Origin of the sequence: Sphingomonas canadensis, from assembly GCF_026013525.1 — a bacterium.
Lineage (GTDB): Bacteria > Pseudomonadota > Alphaproteobacteria > Sphingomonadales > Sphingomonadaceae > Sphingomonas > Sphingomonas canadensis.
This window is the reverse complement of record NZ_JAPDRA010000001.1, coordinates 88,202-103,182: the sequence shown is the minus strand read 5'-3', so window position 1 is coordinate 103,182 and position 14,981 is coordinate 88,202. Positions and strand designations below refer to the sequence as shown.

Annotated in this window: 14 protein-coding genes and 4 pseudogenes; 11 read left to right on the top strand and 7 right to left on the bottom strand. The window is 72.2% G+C overall.

Going from position 1 to position 14,981, the window contains the following annotated elements:
- The first annotated feature begins 94 nt into the window (after positions 1-94).
- The 3 genes from OM513_RS00490 (at position 95) to OM513_RS00480 (ending at position 2,637) form a co-directional block, all read left to right on the top strand.
- Positions 95-541 (top strand): hypothetical protein, encoded by a 447-nt coding sequence (locus tag OM513_RS00490; protein WP_264942184.1) that lies wholly within the window; start codon positions 95-97, stop codon positions 539-541.
- 65 nt (positions 542-606) lie between these two features.
- Entirely contained in the window at positions 607-1,938 is a 1,332-nt protein-coding gene (locus OM513_RS00485; RefSeq protein WP_380916265.1) for a DNA-packaging protein, read from the top strand.
- 30 nt (positions 1,939-1,968) lie between these two features.
- A complete protein-coding gene (locus OM513_RS00480; protein ID WP_264942183.1) occupies positions 1,969-2,637 on the top strand; it encodes a spermine/spermidine synthase domain-containing protein in 669 nt (222 codons plus the stop codon).
- 86 nt (positions 2,638-2,723) lie between these two features.
- On the opposite strand, the gene OM513_RS00475 is transcribed toward OM513_RS00480, so the two are convergent.
- Positions 2,724-3,098, bottom strand: a complete 375-nt coding sequence (locus OM513_RS00475) for a hypothetical protein (protein WP_264942182.1) — start codon at positions 3,096-3,098, stop codon at positions 2,724-2,726.
- A gap of 146 nt (positions 3,099-3,244) precedes the next feature.
- Here OM513_RS00475 and OM513_RS00470 point away from each other — a divergent pair.
- Both OM513_RS00470 and OM513_RS00465 read left to right on the top strand, forming a co-directional pair.
- Positions 3,245-3,421: pseudogene (locus OM513_RS00470) on the top strand (spermidine synthase); the annotation flags it as partial.
- 150 nt (positions 3,422-3,571) lie between these two features.
- Positions 3,572-4,684, top strand: a pseudogene (locus OM513_RS00465) (phage portal protein); the annotation flags it as partial.
- Here OM513_RS00465 and OM513_RS00460 read toward each other — a convergent pair.
- A pseudogene (locus OM513_RS00460) lies at positions 4,684-5,958 on the bottom strand (non-contractile tail sheath protein); the annotation flags it as partial. The pseudogenes OM513_RS00465 and OM513_RS00460 overlap by 1 nt on opposite strands.
- A gap of 86 nt (positions 5,959-6,044) precedes the next feature.
- Between OM513_RS00460 and OM513_RS00455 the strand changes: the two are divergent.
- Positions 6,045-6,539, top strand: coding sequence for a hypothetical protein (locus OM513_RS00455; RefSeq protein ID WP_264942181.1), 495 nt, complete (start codon positions 6,045-6,047; stop codon positions 6,537-6,539).
- A 119-nt stretch (positions 6,540-6,658) separates the two neighbouring features.
- On the opposite strand, the gene OM513_RS00450 is transcribed toward OM513_RS00455, so the two are convergent.
- From OM513_RS00450 to OM513_RS00435, 4 genes and pseudogenes are all read right to left on the bottom strand, one after another.
- Positions 6,659-7,225, bottom strand: coding sequence for a tail tape measure protein (locus OM513_RS00450; protein WP_264942180.1), 567 nt, complete (start codon positions 7,223-7,225; stop codon positions 6,659-6,661).
- The gene (locus OM513_RS00445) at positions 7,218-7,418 is read right to left on the bottom strand and encodes a phage tail assembly chaperone (protein WP_264942179.1); all 201 of its coding nucleotides are present in this window, start codon (positions 7,416-7,418) and stop codon (positions 7,218-7,220) included. The genes OM513_RS00450 and OM513_RS00445 overlap by 8 nt, the downstream gene beginning before the upstream one ends.
- 5 nt (positions 7,419-7,423) lie before the next feature.
- Positions 7,424-7,738 (bottom strand): gene transfer agent family protein, encoded by a 315-nt coding sequence (locus OM513_RS00440; protein WP_264942178.1) that lies wholly within the window; start codon positions 7,736-7,738, stop codon positions 7,424-7,426.
- Positions 7,735-7,983, bottom strand: a pseudogene (locus OM513_RS00435) (phage tail tube protein); the annotation flags it as partial. The pseudogene OM513_RS00435 and the gene OM513_RS00440, both read right to left, overlap by 4 nt.
- Here OM513_RS00435 and OM513_RS00430 point away from each other — a divergent pair.
- The 4 genes from OM513_RS00430 to OM513_RS00415 all read left to right on the top strand — a co-directional run bounded on the left by OM513_RS00430 (position 7,931) and on the right by OM513_RS00415 (position 12,107).
- Complete coding sequence (locus OM513_RS00430) at positions 7,931-8,191, top strand: hypothetical protein (RefSeq protein ID WP_264943051.1); 261 nt, start codon at positions 7,931-7,933, stop codon at positions 8,189-8,191. The pseudogene OM513_RS00435 and the gene OM513_RS00430 overlap by 53 nt on opposite strands.
- Before the next feature lies 1 nt (position 8,192).
- Entirely contained in the window at positions 8,193-10,364 is a 2,172-nt protein-coding gene (locus OM513_RS00425; protein WP_264942177.1) for a phage tail protein, read from the top strand.
- Complete coding sequence (locus OM513_RS00420) at positions 10,364-10,864, top strand: DUF2793 domain-containing protein (protein ID WP_264942176.1); 501 nt, start codon at positions 10,364-10,366, stop codon at positions 10,862-10,864. Before OM513_RS00425 ends, OM513_RS00420 begins: the two co-directional genes overlap by 1 nt.
- Positions 10,865-10,973: 109 nt before the next feature.
- Entirely contained in the window at positions 10,974-12,107 is a 1,134-nt protein-coding gene (locus OM513_RS00415; protein WP_264942175.1) for an OmpA family protein, read from the top strand.
- A gap of 760 nt (positions 12,108-12,867) precedes the next feature.
- Here OM513_RS00415 and ygfZ read toward each other — a convergent pair.
- Positions 12,868-13,614, bottom strand: a complete 747-nt coding sequence (gene ygfZ / locus OM513_RS00410) for a CAF17-like 4Fe-4S cluster assembly/insertion protein YgfZ (protein ID WP_264942174.1) — start codon at positions 13,612-13,614, stop codon at positions 12,868-12,870.
- A 44-nt stretch (positions 13,615-13,658) separates the two neighbouring features.
- On the opposite strand from ygfZ, the gene OM513_RS00405 reads away from it, so the two are divergent.
- A complete protein-coding gene (locus OM513_RS00405; RefSeq protein ID WP_264942173.1) occupies positions 13,659-14,981 on the top strand; it encodes a dihydroorotase in 1,323 nt (440 codons plus the stop codon).

Genomic DNA, 14,981 nt, shown 5'->3' with positions numbered 1-14,981 from the left:
GACATCGTCACGCTGTTCCGGTACATAACGGGAACGCTGAAGAATTGCGATTCGGGCCGGGGCGGTGGCGCTTTCCGGCCCTTTTCTTTTCGACATGGAGGGGATGATGGGGGAGCGGCGGGTGACCACCGGATGGACGCGCGTGCGCTGGACGGCGGCGATGCGCGAGGCTTTCCTGGATACGCTGGCGCGCGAATGCAACGTCACCCTGGCCGCCGAGGCCGCGGGCGTGCGCAAGGAGAGCGCCTATCTGCTCCGCCGCAAGGAGCCGGCGTTCCGCGACGCATGGCAGGAGGCGCTGGCGCTGGGATATCAGGCGCTGGAAACGCGGATGCTGGCGCGCGCGATCAACCCGGCGAGCGAGCCGGACCTGGACGAGATGCTGGGCTTTCGCCTGTTGACGCGCCACGGCAACGCGCTGAACGGCAAGGTGCCGCGCACCGGCGTGCTGCCCCGCGCCGCGACGCGCGAGGAGACGGACGCCGCGATCCTGAAGAAGATCGAGATGCTGGAGCGCGCCCGCGCCAAGGGGCTGGCGTGACGGCGGGCGCGGCGGGCGCGGCGGCGGCGCGGCGGCGCGGGCGGCGGCGGCGGCGGAAGGCGGCGCTGACCAGCGGGGAGATCTTCGAACGCTTCCTGGCGCTGGGGGCCGAGGAGCGCGCGGTGGTGGTGCGATCGCTGACCTCGGCGCAGGCGCGCGAGTTCAGCGAACGCTGGTGGCTGTGGGCGCTGAAGGCGCAGCGCGAGCCGGCGGGCGACTGGCTGGTGTGGGTGATCTGCGCCGGGCGCGGCTTTGGCAAGACCCGCGCCGGGGCGGAATGGGTGAGCCAGTTCGCCCGCGACAACCCCGACGCGCGCATCGCGCTGGTGGGCGCCACCGCCGACGACGCGCGCCGCGTGATGGTGGACGGCGAGAGCGGGCTGCTGGCCGTGGCGCGCACCGGCGAGCGCGAGGCGATGCGATGGACGAAGATGGAGGGCGTGCTGCACTTCGCGTCGGGCGCGGTGGCCCAGGTCTATTCGGCCGGCGCCGCGGAGGCGCTGCGCGGGCCGCAGCACCATGCGGCATGGTGTGACGAGCTGGGCAAGTGGCAGCGCGGCCTGGGCGACAAGGCGTGGGACAACCTGAGGCTGGGGCTGAGGCTGGGCGATCGGCCGCGCATCATCGTGACCACCACGCCCCGCCAGACCAGGCTGATGCGCGCCGTGCTGGCGATGGAGGGCGTCCACCAGACGCGCGGGCGCACCACCGACAACGCCTGGCTGCCCAAGAGCTTCATCGAGGCGATGACCGCCGAATATGGCGGCACGCGCATGGGCCGGCAGGAGCTGGACGGCGAGCTGGTGGCCGAGGCGGAGGGCGCGCTGTGGAGCCGCGCGCTGGTCGAGCGGCAGCGGACCCGCGCGGCCCCGGCGCTGGTGCGCGTGGTGGTGGGCGTGGACCCGCCCGCCAGCGCCGACGGCGACGCCTGCGGCATCGTGGCGGTGGGGCGCGACGCGGCCGGGCACGCGCATGTGCTGGAGGACGCGACCGTCGCCGGCGCATCGCCCGAGCGCTGGGCCAGCGCGGTGGCCGGATGCGCGGCGCGATGGCAGGCCGAGCGCGTGATCGCCGAGAAGAACCAGGGCGGCGACATGGTGCGCAGCGTGCTGCTGGCCGCCGACGCCGCGCTGCCCGTGACGCTGGTGAGCGCCAGCCGCGGCAAGGCGGCGCGCGCCGAGCCGGTTTCGATGCTGTACGAACGCGGGGCGGCATGGCACGCGGGCACCTTTCCCGCGCTGGAGGACGAGCTGTGCGGGCTGATGGCGGCGGGGGGCTATGCCGGGCCGGGCCGGTCGCCCGACCGCGCCGACGCGCTCGTCTGGGCGATGAGCGAGCTGATGCTGGGGCGGCGGGCGCGCGCGGCGGTGCGGACGCTGGCGCCGCCGGGCGGTTGACTTGCGCGGCCGGGCGGCGGAACGGGGCGCATGACCCCCCGCGAACTGATCGACACCGCAGAGGTGCCCGGCGGCGAGCCGCTTCGGCTGTTCCGCCGCGGCGGCGACTTCATGATCGTGCTGGAACGCAACGAGCTGATGAACAGCCGGATGAGCGGATCGGAGGAGGCGCTGGCCACCATGACGATCGACCGGCTGAAGGGCGGCTCTCCGCACCTGCTGATCGGCGGATACGGCATGGGCTTCACGCTGCGCGCGGCGCTGGGGCGGCTGGGGGCGGGCGCGAAGGTGACGGTGGCCGAGCTGGTGCCGAAGATCATCGCCTGGGCGCGCGGGCCGATGGCGGAGCTGACCGCCGGATGCCTGGACGATCCGCGCGTGCGCGTGATCGAGGGCGATGTGGGCGCGGCGATCGCGGCGGGGCGCGGCGCCTATGACGCGATCCTGCTGGACGTGGACAACGGCCCGGACGGGCTGACCCGCGCGGGCAACGACGGGCTCTATGCGATGCGCGGGCTGGCGGCGGCGCGGGCGGCGCTGAAGCCGGGGGGCGTGCTGGCGGTGTGGTCGGCGGCGCCCGACGACCGGTTTCGCAGGCGGATGGCGGACGCGGGCTTCCAGGTGGAGGAAGTGGCGGTGCGCGCGCGCAGCAACGGCAAGGGTCCGCGGCACGTGATCTGGTTTGGGCGGCGGGGGTAGGGGGCGGCTGGGCTGCGCCCTTCGACGGGCTCAGGGCGAACGGGTTTGGGGTGCGGCCAGGCCCCTGCCGGCCGCCGTCGAGCGGATTATCTTTCGTCCTCGTCCCATAGCCGGGAATGCAGGTAGCGGGCGAGGTCGCGCAGGTGTTCGCCCCAGTGCATCCGGTACAGAAGCCGGAAATGCCAGTGGGCGTCGTCCGGCCCGAACCTGTCGAACCGCCACAACACCTCCTTCAGGTCATTGGTTATGTCCAGGATGTCGTCGATGGCGTCGCCTATGGTGGCTTCGGCTGGAACCTCATTGGGATCGGCTGAGCCATAGTAGCCGAGACCGGGGAATCGCGAGCCTATGTCCGCATATTCAACCTTATCCTCGGACGTCGGCGCATCGTTGTCAGCAGGGCGGCCGGGAGGTGTGTCGTGATAACTGAGGGCAAGTTCATCCAGCCGCCGCGCGAGCATCGCGATGGAAGGGTTCCCGTCTCTCGTGACAAGGTCAACGAAGCGTTGGGCGGCAGATATGTTTGGCGGCAACATGCCCGCGACCTTACCCGCTGTTGCAACGCCCCGCGACCGCGAAGCGCCTTGCGAGGAAATCGAGCAGCCAGGCGGCGCGGGCGGCGCTGAAGCCGGGGGGCGTGCTGGCGGTGTGGTCGGCGGCGCCCGACGACCGGTTTCGCAGGCGGATGGCGGACGCGGGCTTCCAGGTGGAGGAAGTGGCGGTGCGCGCACGCAGCAACGGCAAGGGGCCGCGGCACGTGATCTGGTTTGGGCGGCGGGGGTAGGGGGCGGCTGGACTGCGCCCTTCGACGGGCTCAGGGCGAACGGGTTTGGGGTGCGGCCAGGCCCCTTCCGTAGGCCGGGGCCGGTTGAACGCATCCTGCGATTTCCGGGCGGGCGGGAACGGCGGTTTCATCAGCATCGGGGTGTAGGACATGAAATGGTTCGGATGGAAATCCGCGCGCGATGGCGCGCGGCCGGCGTTGTCGCGCGTGCCGGCGATGTTTGCCGCGGGCGATTGGCCGAGCGGATATGAGGGCCAGGTGCGCGACGCCTATCTGGGCAATCCGGTGGCGCAGCGCGCGGTGAAGCTGGTGAGCGAGGGCGCGGGGGCGGCGCCGCTGAAGGCCAGCGAGACCGCCGCGCTGGCGCTGGTGCGGGCACGATCGGGCGGGCAGGCGCTGGTGGAGACGCTGGCGGCGCAACTGCTGCTGCACGGCAACGCCTATATCCAGATCCTGACCGATGCCGAGGGGCGGCTGGCCGAGCTGTTCGCGCTGCGGCCCGAGCGGGTGAGCGTGGAGCTGGACGCGGGCGGATGGCCGGTGGCGTACCGCTATCGCGTCGGCAACCACGTCACCCGGCTGATGGCCGAGGAGCCGGGCGGCGTGGCGGGATCGAAGCCGGCGATCGCGCACATCAAGGCGTTCCACCCCGGCGACGATCACTACGGGCTCGGCTGCCTGGGTGCGGCGGCGGGGGCGGTGGCGATCCACAATGCGGCGACGCGCTGGAACAAGGCGCTGCTGGACAATGCCGCGCGGCCATCGGGCGCGCTGGTCTATGATCCCGGCGACGGCAGCACGCTGGCGCCCGACCAGTTCCGCCGGCTGCGCGACGAAATGGAGGCGGCCTTTGCCGGCGCGGGCAACGCCGGGCGGCCGATGCTGCTGGAAGGCGGGCTGAAGTGGCAATCGTTGAGCCTGTCGCCCGCGGACATGGACTTCGTGGGGCTGAAGGCGGCGGCGGCGCGCGAGATCGCGCTGGCGTTCGGCGTGCCGCCGATGCTGCTCGGGCTGCCGGGCGACGCCGCCTATGCCAATTACCGCGAGGCCAATCGCGCGCTGTGGCGGCAGGCGATCCTGCCGCTGGCGGACAAGATATTGAGCGGGATCGCGCAGGCGCTGGAGGGCTGGTTCCCCGGCCTGGCGCTGGCGGTGGACCTGGACCGGGTGCCCGCGCTGGCGGAGGACCGCGAGCGGCTGTGGCGCCAGGTGGGCGGGGCGGAATTCCTGACCGGCGAGGAGAAGCGCGCGATGCTGGGGATCACCGCGTCGCGCAGCGCCAGCGTCGCCTCCGCCAGCAGCGCGCCCGCCGCATCCAGCACGGCGATGTCCGGCGTAGCCGTCATCACCTGCTCGCCGGGATCGCCCAGCGCCGCGCGCGCCGCCGCGTCATGGATGCACAGCCGCCCGTCGGGCATCACCCACCACCAGGGCTCGCCGATCTGGAACTTCACCGCCAGCCCGGCGCCCTGCGCGATCGCGACCAGGGCCAGCGCCACCTGCCGCAGATACGTCATCGCCCCGCCATGCGCGGGGGAGAGCAGCGCCGACGGCGGCTCCCACCCGGTCAGCCCCGCCGATCCGTCCGCCGCGCGCTGCTTCCAGTCGCCCCAGCAATGCTGGTCGAGCAGCTCGAACGACAGCGACCAGATGACTTCGTACCCCAGCGCCTTCGCCCGCGCCGCGAAATCCGCGTGCCACGCCGCGCACGCCGCGTTCAGCGCCCCGCCCGCCAGGCTCGCGCAATATCCGCCGCCGCCGGGCTCCAGCCGGAAATAATGGCTCATCCCGACATAGTGGAGGATCGTTCCGCGCCACCCCAGGTGCAGCATGTTGCGCAGCACGCGCGCGGGGGTGAGGTGATAGCAATCGTCATATCCGGTCGCGATGCCCAGCCCATGCCCGGGCACCGCCACATCGCCGGTGGCCAGCACCGCGCCCGCCCCCTCGCACGCGATGCCGCTCAGCTCGGCCCATGCCTCCACCGGCGCCGCCAGCGCCGCGTCCTCCCCGGTGTAGCCTTCGGGCACCAGCGATACGAACATCCGGTCGACGTCGCCCGCCCACACCGGATCGGCCTCGCCGGGCAACAGGAAGCCGCCGTCCGCCGCGGCGAAGTCGATCGCCACCTCGGCGTCCTCGGGCGTGCCCTCGGCATAGTTCCACAGCCGCACATACCAGGCGCGCGGATCGCCCGCGGCGTCGCGCCCCTCGATCGTCAGCACCGGCCCGTTCACCGCGTCGAGCGCGAGCATGCCCGAGGAGCGCCAGCGGAACCGCAGCCGGCACCCGCGGAAATCGCGCGCCGTCTCGTACCGCAGCAGCACATGGTCGTGCCGGTCCTCTGCCTCCCAGATCAGCCCGGCCAGGTCGTCCTGCCGGTAGAAGACGGCATCCACCCGCAGCGCGTCCGGCGCCGCCACCGTCGCCGCCGCCATCATCGGCCGGGGGAAGTTCACCGTCCAATATACCGGGTCGAACCGCGATATGACGCCCTCGGCCTGCACGGTGCGCGCTTCGGCCAGCCACCATCCCATCGGGGGAACCTCCCTCCAATCGTTCATTGATCGTTACACTTGCGCCAGCTACCGCTTCGGGCCTCAGGGAAGGGGAGTTCCATCCGATGCGTATGTTCCGAATCGCGGCCTTCGCGCCGCTCCTGCTGCTGGCTGCCTGCTACAGCTCCACCCAGCCGCTGTTCGCGCCGTTCGAAGGGCGCCAGCCGGTTCCTGCCGGTGTCTATGTCGGCACCGTTTCCGGCGACGTGATGGATCTCACGCCGCGCGGCCGCGGCGTCTACATGCTCAAGAAGGGCGGCGAGAGCACGCCCACCACGGTCACCATGGTCCCCCTGCGCGGCCAGCGCGACACCTATCTCGTCCAGAACGCGGGCGATTCCAGCGTCGGCTATTCGATCCTGCGCAAGGGCCGCCGCGGCTTCGTGATGCTCACGCCCGATTGCTCGAAGGAGGAGGATCGCGGCCCCGCCCGCGGCCGCGCCGCGAACATCGACGACAGCGAATGCTCGTTCGACAGCCCGCGCGCGCTGCGCGAAGCGGTTTCCGAACTGGCCAGCTCCGCCACCCCGGATCGCTGGGAGCGTTACCGCCCGCAATAACCGCATGGCGGCCCCGGCCCGCTCCCCCACCCGGCCACCCAGTACCATAGTAACCTATGGGTGGCCGGGTGGGGGAGCGGACCGGGGCCGCATCGAAACGCGCGTTTCCGGACAGACTCTCAGTCGAGCCGCTCCAGCGCCGCCTTCACGGCGCGCGCCACCTGGCGGCTCGACTGGGCAAGCGCACGCGGCGCCTCGCCGCCCGGCGCATTCACCGTGATCGCCACGCGCAGCTCGCGCACGCCGCCGCCCGCGGGCGCCGCCGCAATGCCGCCCGCGCTCGCCGGCACGAACAGCTCCGGCCCGCGCTCGCCCACCCAATAGGGGCGTCCGGGGCTCACCGCCCCGCCGGTCGCCCGCCCGGGCGCGCCGAGCAGCGATCCCAGCAGCCCGCCCAGAATCCCCCCGGCACCGCCGCCCCCGCCCAGCAGCGCGCCGATGCCGGTGCGGATCGCCGCCGCGGCGATATCGTCGAGCACCCTCAGCGCCACGCCGCGCAGCTCCTCGAACCCGAACCGCCCGGTGCGCACCGCGCGCAGCAACGCGCCCTCGATCGCCCGCCCCGCGCTCGCCGCGCCCGCGGCCAGCGGCGCGTCCAGCATCGCGCGCATCTCGCCCACGTCGCGCGCCAGCCCCTGGGTGTCGGCGCGCACCTGCACCACCAGCCTCTCGATCACCTCATCCATCGGGGAATTGCTCCTTCAGCTTCGCGATCATGCCCGCGTCGACCGGTGCGGCCTCCGCCCCGCCCAGCGCGCGCGCCAGCGCGCCCAGCTCGGCCGGCGTGGCGTTCCAGAATGCGTCCGGCGCCCATCCGAACATCACCCCGGCCCGGCCCGCCAGCCGCATGGCCTGTCCGGCAAAATCTTCCCCGGCCATGCGCCTCAGCGGCCCGCCAATATCTGGCCCAGCAGCACGCGCAGCGCCGGCGTCGCGGCCGCCAGCCCGCCCGCCGCCAGCCCCTCGCCGAACGCCTCGCGCGTCAGCCCCGCGGGCCGCTCGCGCAGGCAATGCCAGAACAGCCCGGCCATCTCGCCCAGCCCCAGCCGCCCGTCCGCCGCGCGCTCCACCAGCGCGAACAGCGGCCCCAGCTCCTGCTCGGCCGCCACCAGTGCGGCGAAGCTGGGGCGCAGCACCAGCGTCTCGCCCGCGATCCGCACGCTCGCCTCGCCGCGGGCGGGATTGGCCCCGCCGCTCACGCGCTCACCACCGCGCCGGAGCTTTCCAGGCTCAGCGTGTAGGTGCGCTCGCCGTTGAAATCCCCGGCATATTCCAGCCGCGTCACCAGGAATCGGCCGGTCATCGTCTCGCCGCCCTCGAACGCCAGGCGGTAATCGTCGATCGCGCCCGAAAGCGCGTTGGACTTCAGCCGCGTCTCCGCCGCCGATCCGGTGAAGATCCCCGCGTCCGATACGCTCACCGATCGCACGCCCGCGCCGGACATGCGCGCGATCGCGGCGGCGGGGCTGGCGCGCGCCGACGATGTCCGGCCGGGGGACCTGCTGCTGCTGCGCGCCGGGCCGGGGCAGCTTCATTTCGCGATCGATGCGGGCGGCGGGATCATCCACGCCGACGCGATGCTGCGCCGCGTGGTGGAACGGCCGGGCGAACCGTGGCCGGCGATCGGGCGCTGGCGAATGCGGGAGGACTGAAATGGCGACTTTGGTGCTGACCGCGGTAGGCGGGCTGTTCGGGCCGGTAGGCGCTGCGATCGGCGCGATAGCGGGGCAGGCGATCGACCGCGGCGTGCTGTTCAAGCCAGCCGCGCGCGAAGGGCCGCGGCTGACCGAGTTGGCGGTGCAGACATCCTCATACGGCACGGCGATCCCGAAGCTGTTCGGAACGATGCGCGTGGCGGGATCGGTGATCTGGGCGACCGACCTGATCGAGCATCGCAGCAAGGAGGGCGGCGGCAAGGGCCAGCCCTCCACCATAGGCTATAGCTATACGGCGAGCTTCGCGGTCGCGCTTTCGGGGCGGGCGATCCTGGGGGTGGGGCGGATCTGGGCCGACGGCAAGCTGCTGCGCGGCGCGGCGGGCGATTTCAAGACGCGCACGGGGTTCCGCCTCCACCTGGGCGGCGAGGACCAGGGGGCCGATCCGCTGATCGCCGCGGCGGAGGGCATCGCCACGGCGCCCGCGCACCGCGGCATCGCCTATGCCGTGTTCGAGGACATGGAGCTGGGCGATTTCGGCAACCGGATTCCGTCGCTCACCTTCGAGGTAATGGCGGATGCCGCGCCGGTGGCGGCGGGGGCGATCGTGGCGGCTGCGGCGGCCGGGACGGTCGCCGGGGCAGACGCGGTGATCGCGCTCGACGGCTTTGCCGCCAGCGGCAGCGCGCGGGCCGTGGCCGAGATACTGGCGGAGGCCGCGGGCGGCTGGTTTGCCGCGGACGGCGGCGCGCTGGCGCTGCGTGCGGGCGCGGCGGGCGACGCCGTGACGCTGGAGGACGAGGGCGCGCATGCCGGGGGCGGCGCGATGCTGCGCGGCGAACGCGCGATCGCCGCGGCCGATTCGGCGCCGCGCGTGCTGGCGCTGGCCTATCATGACCCCGCCCGCGACTATCAGGCGGGAATCCAGCGCGCAGAACGCCCCGGCGCGGGCAGCCGCGAGGCCCGGATCGAGCTGCCCGCGGCGATCACCGCCGCAGCCGCGCGGCAGGTGGCCGAGGCGATGCTGGCCCGCGCCGAGCTGGACCGCGAGCGCCGCACGCTCTCGCTGGGGCCGGGGGCGATGGCGGTTCCGCCCGGCGCGCGCGTGCGAATCGCGGGCGAGCCCGGGGTGTGGCGCGTCGACCGCAGCACGATCGAGGCGATGGTGGTGAAGCTGGAATGCGTGCGGATCGCGCCCGCCGCCGTGGCAGCCGAGGCGAGCGGCGGGCGCGCGCTTCCGGCCCCGGACCTGGTGGCGGGAACCACGCTGCTGCACGCATTCGAACTGCCGCCGCTGGGCGAGACGCCTGCCGAGGTGCCGCAACTGGCGGTGGCGGCGGCAGGCAGCGCGGCCGGATGGCGCGGCGCGGCGCTGTTGCTCAGCACCGATGGCGGCGCGCGCTGGGAGGCGGCCGGGCCGGCCGCTCTGCCCGCCGTGCTGGGGACGATCGCGGTGCCGCCGGGGCCGGCGCCCGCCGCGCTGGCGGACCGGGCGAATGCGCTGGAGGTGGCGCTGGCGCATGGCGGGATGACGCTGGCGGACGCGGACGCGGCGGCGCTGCATGCCGGGGCGAACCTGGCGATGGCCGGCGGCGAGCTGATCCAGTTCGCTTCGGCGGAGCCGCTGGGCGGCGCCCGCTGGCGGCTGAGCGGACTGTGGCGCGGGCGGCGCGGGACCGAGGCGGCGATCGGCACCCAGATGGCGGGCGACGGCTTTGCGATGATCTCCGCGGAGGCGTTGGCGGTGCTGCCGCTGTCGCTCTCCACGATCGGCGCCACCGCGATGCTGACCGCGCAGGGGCCGGGCGATTCGGAGCCCGCATCGGCAGAGGCGCCGGTCACCGGCCTTTCGGTGGTTCCGCCATCGCCGGTGCATCTGCGCTTCGGCCCCGGAACGGAGGGAACCGAGCTGCGCTGGGTGCGGCGCAGCAGGGCGGGCTGGCGCTGGATCGACGGTGCCGATTCGCCGCTGGGCGAGGAAAGCGAGCGCTATCGCGTCACCATCGCGCCCGAAGGCGGTGAAGCCCGGGTGATCGAGACCGGCGTGCCAGCGGCGGCGGTGACGGACGCCGAGCGCGAATCGCCCTGTCTGGTGACGGTGCGCCAGATCGGCACCCACGGCGTTTCCGCGCCCGCATCGATCCTGCTGCCACCCTTGGGAGAATCATGATGAGCGAGTCCGCAACCGACCGGATGGAGCTGCCGATGCTGCAGCCCGGCCAGGCGCAGAAGGAGATGTCTCATAATGAAGCGCTGGCGCGGCTGGACCTGGCCGTTCAGGCCAGCGTTTCCGCGGCCGGAACGAACGCGCCGCCCGCCGATCCCGCGCCGGGCGACGCCTGGATCGTCGGCGATGCGCCCAGCGGCGCCTGGGCCGGGAACGCGGGCGCCATCGCCGGCTGGACGGCCTCCGGCTGGCGTTTCCTGGCCCCGCGCGAAGGCATGCGCGCATGGATCGCGGAGAGCGGCTTCGCCCTCTATACCGGAGGGGAATGGCGCATCGGCGAAGCACACGGCAGGCTGATCGTCGAAGGTGTTCAGGTTGTCGGCGAACGTGGCGCGGCGATCGCCGATCCTTCGGGTGGCGCCACGGTGGATTCGGAGGCTCGCGCGGCGATCTCGGCGTTGCTTTCGGCAATGCGCGCGCATGGATTGATCGCAGAAGTGTGACCTGTGACGTTCCTGCAACAGTCCCCTGCTTTTGTGCGCTTGCGCGGAAACCTTGGTTTGGCTAGGGAGTTTTCGCTGTCCGTCGTGACACTCTAGAAAGGGGATTAAGATGCGGAAGCTTGCCGTCACACTGGCACTTGCGTCCACCGCGCTGAGCACGCCCGCCCTCGCCCGCGACGATGCGTGGTATGTGGGTGTTGAGGGCGGCGCCATGCTCGTCGAGGACATTCATTTCGACATCGGGGCCGTCGACAACGCCGCTCTGCTTGAGCACGATGCCGGCTGGGACGTCGATGGCACGATCGGCTACGACTTCGGCGGGTTCCGCATCGAGGCCGAGGTTGGCTATCGCGAAGCCGCGATCTCCAGCTACACCTCGAGCCTGTCGACGCCGACGATCACCGGCAACGGCGTGCGCAACGCTCCGCCGCAGACCTTCGGCTATGCCGGCGGCAGCACCTCGGCGCTGAGCTTCATGGTCAACGGCATGCTCGACTTCGGCGAGGATGACGGCGTGCAGGGCTTCGTCGGCGGTGGCGCCGGTGTCGCTCGCGTCGCGACCGACCTGCAGCTCAACACGCTGGGTTCGACGATCGACGACTCGGACACGGTTTTCGCCTGGCAGGCGTTCGCCGGCCTGCGCGCTCCGCTGAGCGACTCGATCGACGTGACCTTCAAGTACCGGTTCTTCAATGCCGACAACTTCAACGTCGTCGACATCACGGGCCGCAGCTTCGAGGGCCGGTTCCGTTCGCACTCCGTGCTGGGCGGCCTGACCTTCAACTTCGGTGCGCCGGCTGCTCCGCCGCCGCCGCCGCCGCCGCCGCCTCCCCCGCCGCCGCCTCCCCCGCCGCCGCCGCCGCCGCCTCCCCCGCCGGAGCCGGAAGTGCAGTGCACCCCGGGGCCGTACATCGTGTTCTTCGACTGGGATAAGTCGGACATCACGCCGGAAGCGGCTGGCATTCTCGACAATGCCATCAGCAACTACCAGAGCTGCGGCAACGCGCAGGTGATGCTGGCGGGCCACGCCGACCGTTCGGGTGCGGCGAGCTACAACGTGGGTCTCTCGCAGCGTCGCGCCGACGCGGTGAAGGGCTACCTGTCGGGCCGCGGCATCCCCGATGGCGTGATCGCGACCGAAGCGTTCGGCGAGAGCCGTCCGCGCGTCGCCACCGCCGACGGTGTCCGCGAGCTGCAGAACCGCCGCGTGGAAGTCTCCTACGGTCCGGGTTCGGGTTACTGAGCCACGGTCCCTTAGGGACGACAGAATTGGGGAGGCCGGGCGACCGGCCTCCCTTTTTCTTTGCGCGGGCGGCGGCGTGGCGGCTCGGGCGGGGCAGTTGCGTGTGGCGGCTTCGGAAATCGCGGCTGGCCTGGTTTGCCTCCGGGCGGCGCCATGGCCGGAGTGGAGGGCCGCCACTACCGTCCGTCGAACCGGAGCGCCGGCCGGCCTCTGCCCTGCATGCCATCCGGGCCGCCAGGCGATGCCGCAGGGGTAGAGCATCGCGCCTCGAATCTAAGCGGCGTTCGTCATCCGTTTGAACGCGCTCCGCTGTAGAGACGGGACGTGGGCGCCCGCCGGCGGCGTTGGCCTTTCGCTATTTGAATCACGCGAAGGCGCGAAGGCGCGAAGCGGTTTTCTTGTTCGCGCAGGGGCAGAGGGGGCGGAGAGGGCCTTGCAGCGACAGCGGCCCGCGATTCCCGGCGGCGGCGCACGCGCGGCCGTTGAGTGGGCGCCTTCGGCGCAAGCCGGCGACGCACCTCCGCGCCCTCTCGGTGAATTCAGTTCGCTAAAATCTTCGCGTCTTCGCGCCTTTGCGTGAAACATAAACTGCGCCGCGACAGCTCAGGGTGAGCGGGGCCGGGCAAACCGCGCCCCGCCGTAGAAAGCGCTCCGGGTCCTGCACGCCGTTCGTGGAACTCTCCCACCCGGAAGCACATGAGATGCTGCCGTTGTGCCGCCGGGCGGAGGATCGCCGGGTGCCGCCCAAGCAGGACAGGCGCTAAGGCCGCGCCTCCCCATCCGTCAGCGCAGGCGCGAGCCAATCCGGCACCAGCGCGTCGCCCAGCGCCTCAACGCGCCGCAATTCCACTATCAGGCCGAGATCGGGATAGAGGGCGCGCGTGCGATCGCCGGCCGCGGCCAGCGGCGCGACGATCAGGCGGCGGTTGACCTTCGCGCGATAATGCATGCGCGCGGTGTTTTCCTGGCCGATGTAGCAGCCCTTGGCGAAGCTGACGCCGTTCAGCTCCGCGGCGTTGCATTCCAGCCAGAGCGTCGCGTCCTGCCCCAGTTCGGCGGTGCCCTCGGTCACCCCTAGCGCCAGCCGGTGCGCGCGCCATGCGCCGTCCGCGGGGGCTCCGCCCGCCGTGCCGAGCCAGCGGCGGCCGAGTGCGGCGAGCCGTGGATCGGGCACGCCCTCCCCGCCATCGCGCGCCCAATGGACGCCGCCTTCCGCCGGCGCGATCACGATCGGGCGGCGCAGGCGATAGATCGACAACCGCCGGGCGAGCGCATCGCGCTGCGTGGCCTCGCAATCGATCAGGATATCGCCGCCATCCTCCCACAGCAGGAAATCGAACAGCGCCTTGCCCTGCGGCGTCAGCAGTCCTGCCCATTGCGGCCGCCCGGCCGCGACCGTGCCCAGGTCCTGCGTCACCAGGCCCTGGAGGAAGCCGCGCACATCCTCGCCGCTGACACGCAGCAGCGCGCGATCGGAAAGCCAGGTCGCCGGGGTGGTGTCGCTCATGCAGGAAAGGTAGGACGCCAGCGACTCCGGCGAAAGAGGCAGCGATGGCGATCGAACTCAAGCTCACGCGCGGGCGCGTCCATCTTCCGGGCGGGCCGGCCGAGGTGGACCTGGGCGTAAGCGGCGGCAGGATCGTGGCGATCGGCGACGTGGGCGACGCGGGCGAGACGATCGACTGCACGGGGCTGGACGTGCTGCCCGGCGTGATCGACAGCCAGGTGCATTTCCGCGAGCCGGGGCTGGAGGCCAAGGAAGACCTGGAGAGCGGCAGCCGCGCCGCCGTGCTGGGCGGGGTGACCGCGGTGTTCGAGATGCCGAACACCAAGCCCAACACCGATTCGGCCGAAGCGGTGACCGACAAGCTGGCCCGCGCCCGGGATCGCATGTGGTGCGACCATGCCTTCTATGTCGGTGCGACCAACCACAATGCCGGGAGCCTGGCCGAGCTGGAGCGGATGCCGGGCACGGCGGGCGTGAAGATCTTCATGGGCGCCTCCACCGGCGACCTGCTGGTTTCCGACGACGCCAATCTGGCGCGCGTGCTGGCATCCGGCCATCGCCGCGTGGCGATCCACGCCGAGGACGAGTTCCGCATGCAGGAACGGCTGGGCGAGCGGATCGCGGGCGATCCTTCCTCCCATCCGGTCTGGCGCGACGACGAGAGCGCGATGCTGGCCACCACGCGCATCCTGCGGCTGGCGCGGGAGGCGCGGCGGCGCATCCATGTGCTCCACGTCACCACGCCCGCCGAGCTGGAGCTGCTGGGCCGGCACAAGGACATCGCGACGTGCGAGGTGACGCCCCAGCACCTGACGCTGGCGGCGGAGGAAGCCTATCCGCGCATCGGCACCTTCGCCCAGATGAACCCGCCGATCCGATCGGGCGCGCACCGCGACGGGCTGTGGCGCTGGCTGGCGCAGGGCGTGCCCGACGTGATCGGATCGGATCACGCGCCGCACACGCGCGAGGAAAAGGCGCAGGAATATCCCAAGAGCCCCAGCGGCATGCCCGGCGTGCAGACGCTGTTGCCGCTGATGCTCGATCATGTCGCCAAGGGGCGGCTGACGCTGGCGCGGCTGATCGACCTGACCAGCGCCGGGCCGCAGCGCGTGTTCGGCATCGCCGGCAAGGGGCGGATCGCGGTGGGCTATGACGCCGATTTCAGCATCGTGGACCTGAAGGCGCGCTGGACGGTGGAGGAAAGCTGGCTCGCCTCGCGCTGCGGCTGGTCGCCGTTCACGGGGATGGAGCTGACCGGGCGGCCGTTGGGCACGATCGTGCGCGGCAACCGCGTGATGTGGGAGGGCGAACTGGCCAACGCCGCGATCGGCGCGCCGGTGAAGTTCGAGAGCGTCGAGTTCGGTTGA

Excerpts from the sequence above, each read along its gene's own strand:
- OM513_RS00490 (WP_264942184.1), top strand. The coding sequence starts at position 95 with ATGGAGGGGATGATGGGGGAGCGGCGGGTGACCACCGGATGGACGCGC.
- OM513_RS00480 (WP_264942183.1), top strand. The coding sequence starts at position 1,969 with ATGACCCCCCGCGAACTGATCGACACCGCAGAGGTGCCCGGCGGCGAG.
- OM513_RS00475 (WP_264942182.1), bottom strand. The coding sequence starts at position 3,098 with ATGCTCGCGCGGCGGCTGGATGAACTTGCCCTCAGTTATCACGACACA.
- OM513_RS00455 (WP_264942181.1), top strand. The coding sequence starts at position 6,045 with ATGCGTATGTTCCGAATCGCGGCCTTCGCGCCGCTCCTGCTGCTGGCT.
- OM513_RS00450 (WP_264942180.1), bottom strand. The coding sequence starts at position 7,225 with ATGGATGAGGTGATCGAGAGGCTGGTGGTGCAGGTGCGCGCCGACACC.
- OM513_RS00445 (WP_264942179.1), bottom strand. The coding sequence starts at position 7,418 with ATGGCCGGGGAAGATTTTGCCGGACAGGCCATGCGGCTGGCGGGCCGG.
- OM513_RS00425 (WP_264942177.1), top strand. The coding sequence starts at position 8,193 with ATGGCGACTTTGGTGCTGACCGCGGTAGGCGGGCTGTTCGGGCCGGTA.
- OM513_RS00420 (WP_264942176.1), top strand. The coding sequence starts at position 10,364 with ATGAGCGAGTCCGCAACCGACCGGATGGAGCTGCCGATGCTGCAGCCC.
- OM513_RS00415 (WP_264942175.1), top strand. The coding sequence starts at position 10,974 with ATGCGGAAGCTTGCCGTCACACTGGCACTTGCGTCCACCGCGCTGAGC.
- ygfZ (WP_264942174.1), bottom strand. The coding sequence starts at position 13,614 with ATGAGCGACACCACCCCGGCGACCTGGCTTTCCGATCGCGCGCTGCTG.
- OM513_RS00405 (WP_264942173.1), top strand. The coding sequence starts at position 13,659 with ATGGCGATCGAACTCAAGCTCACGCGCGGGCGCGTCCATCTTCCGGGC.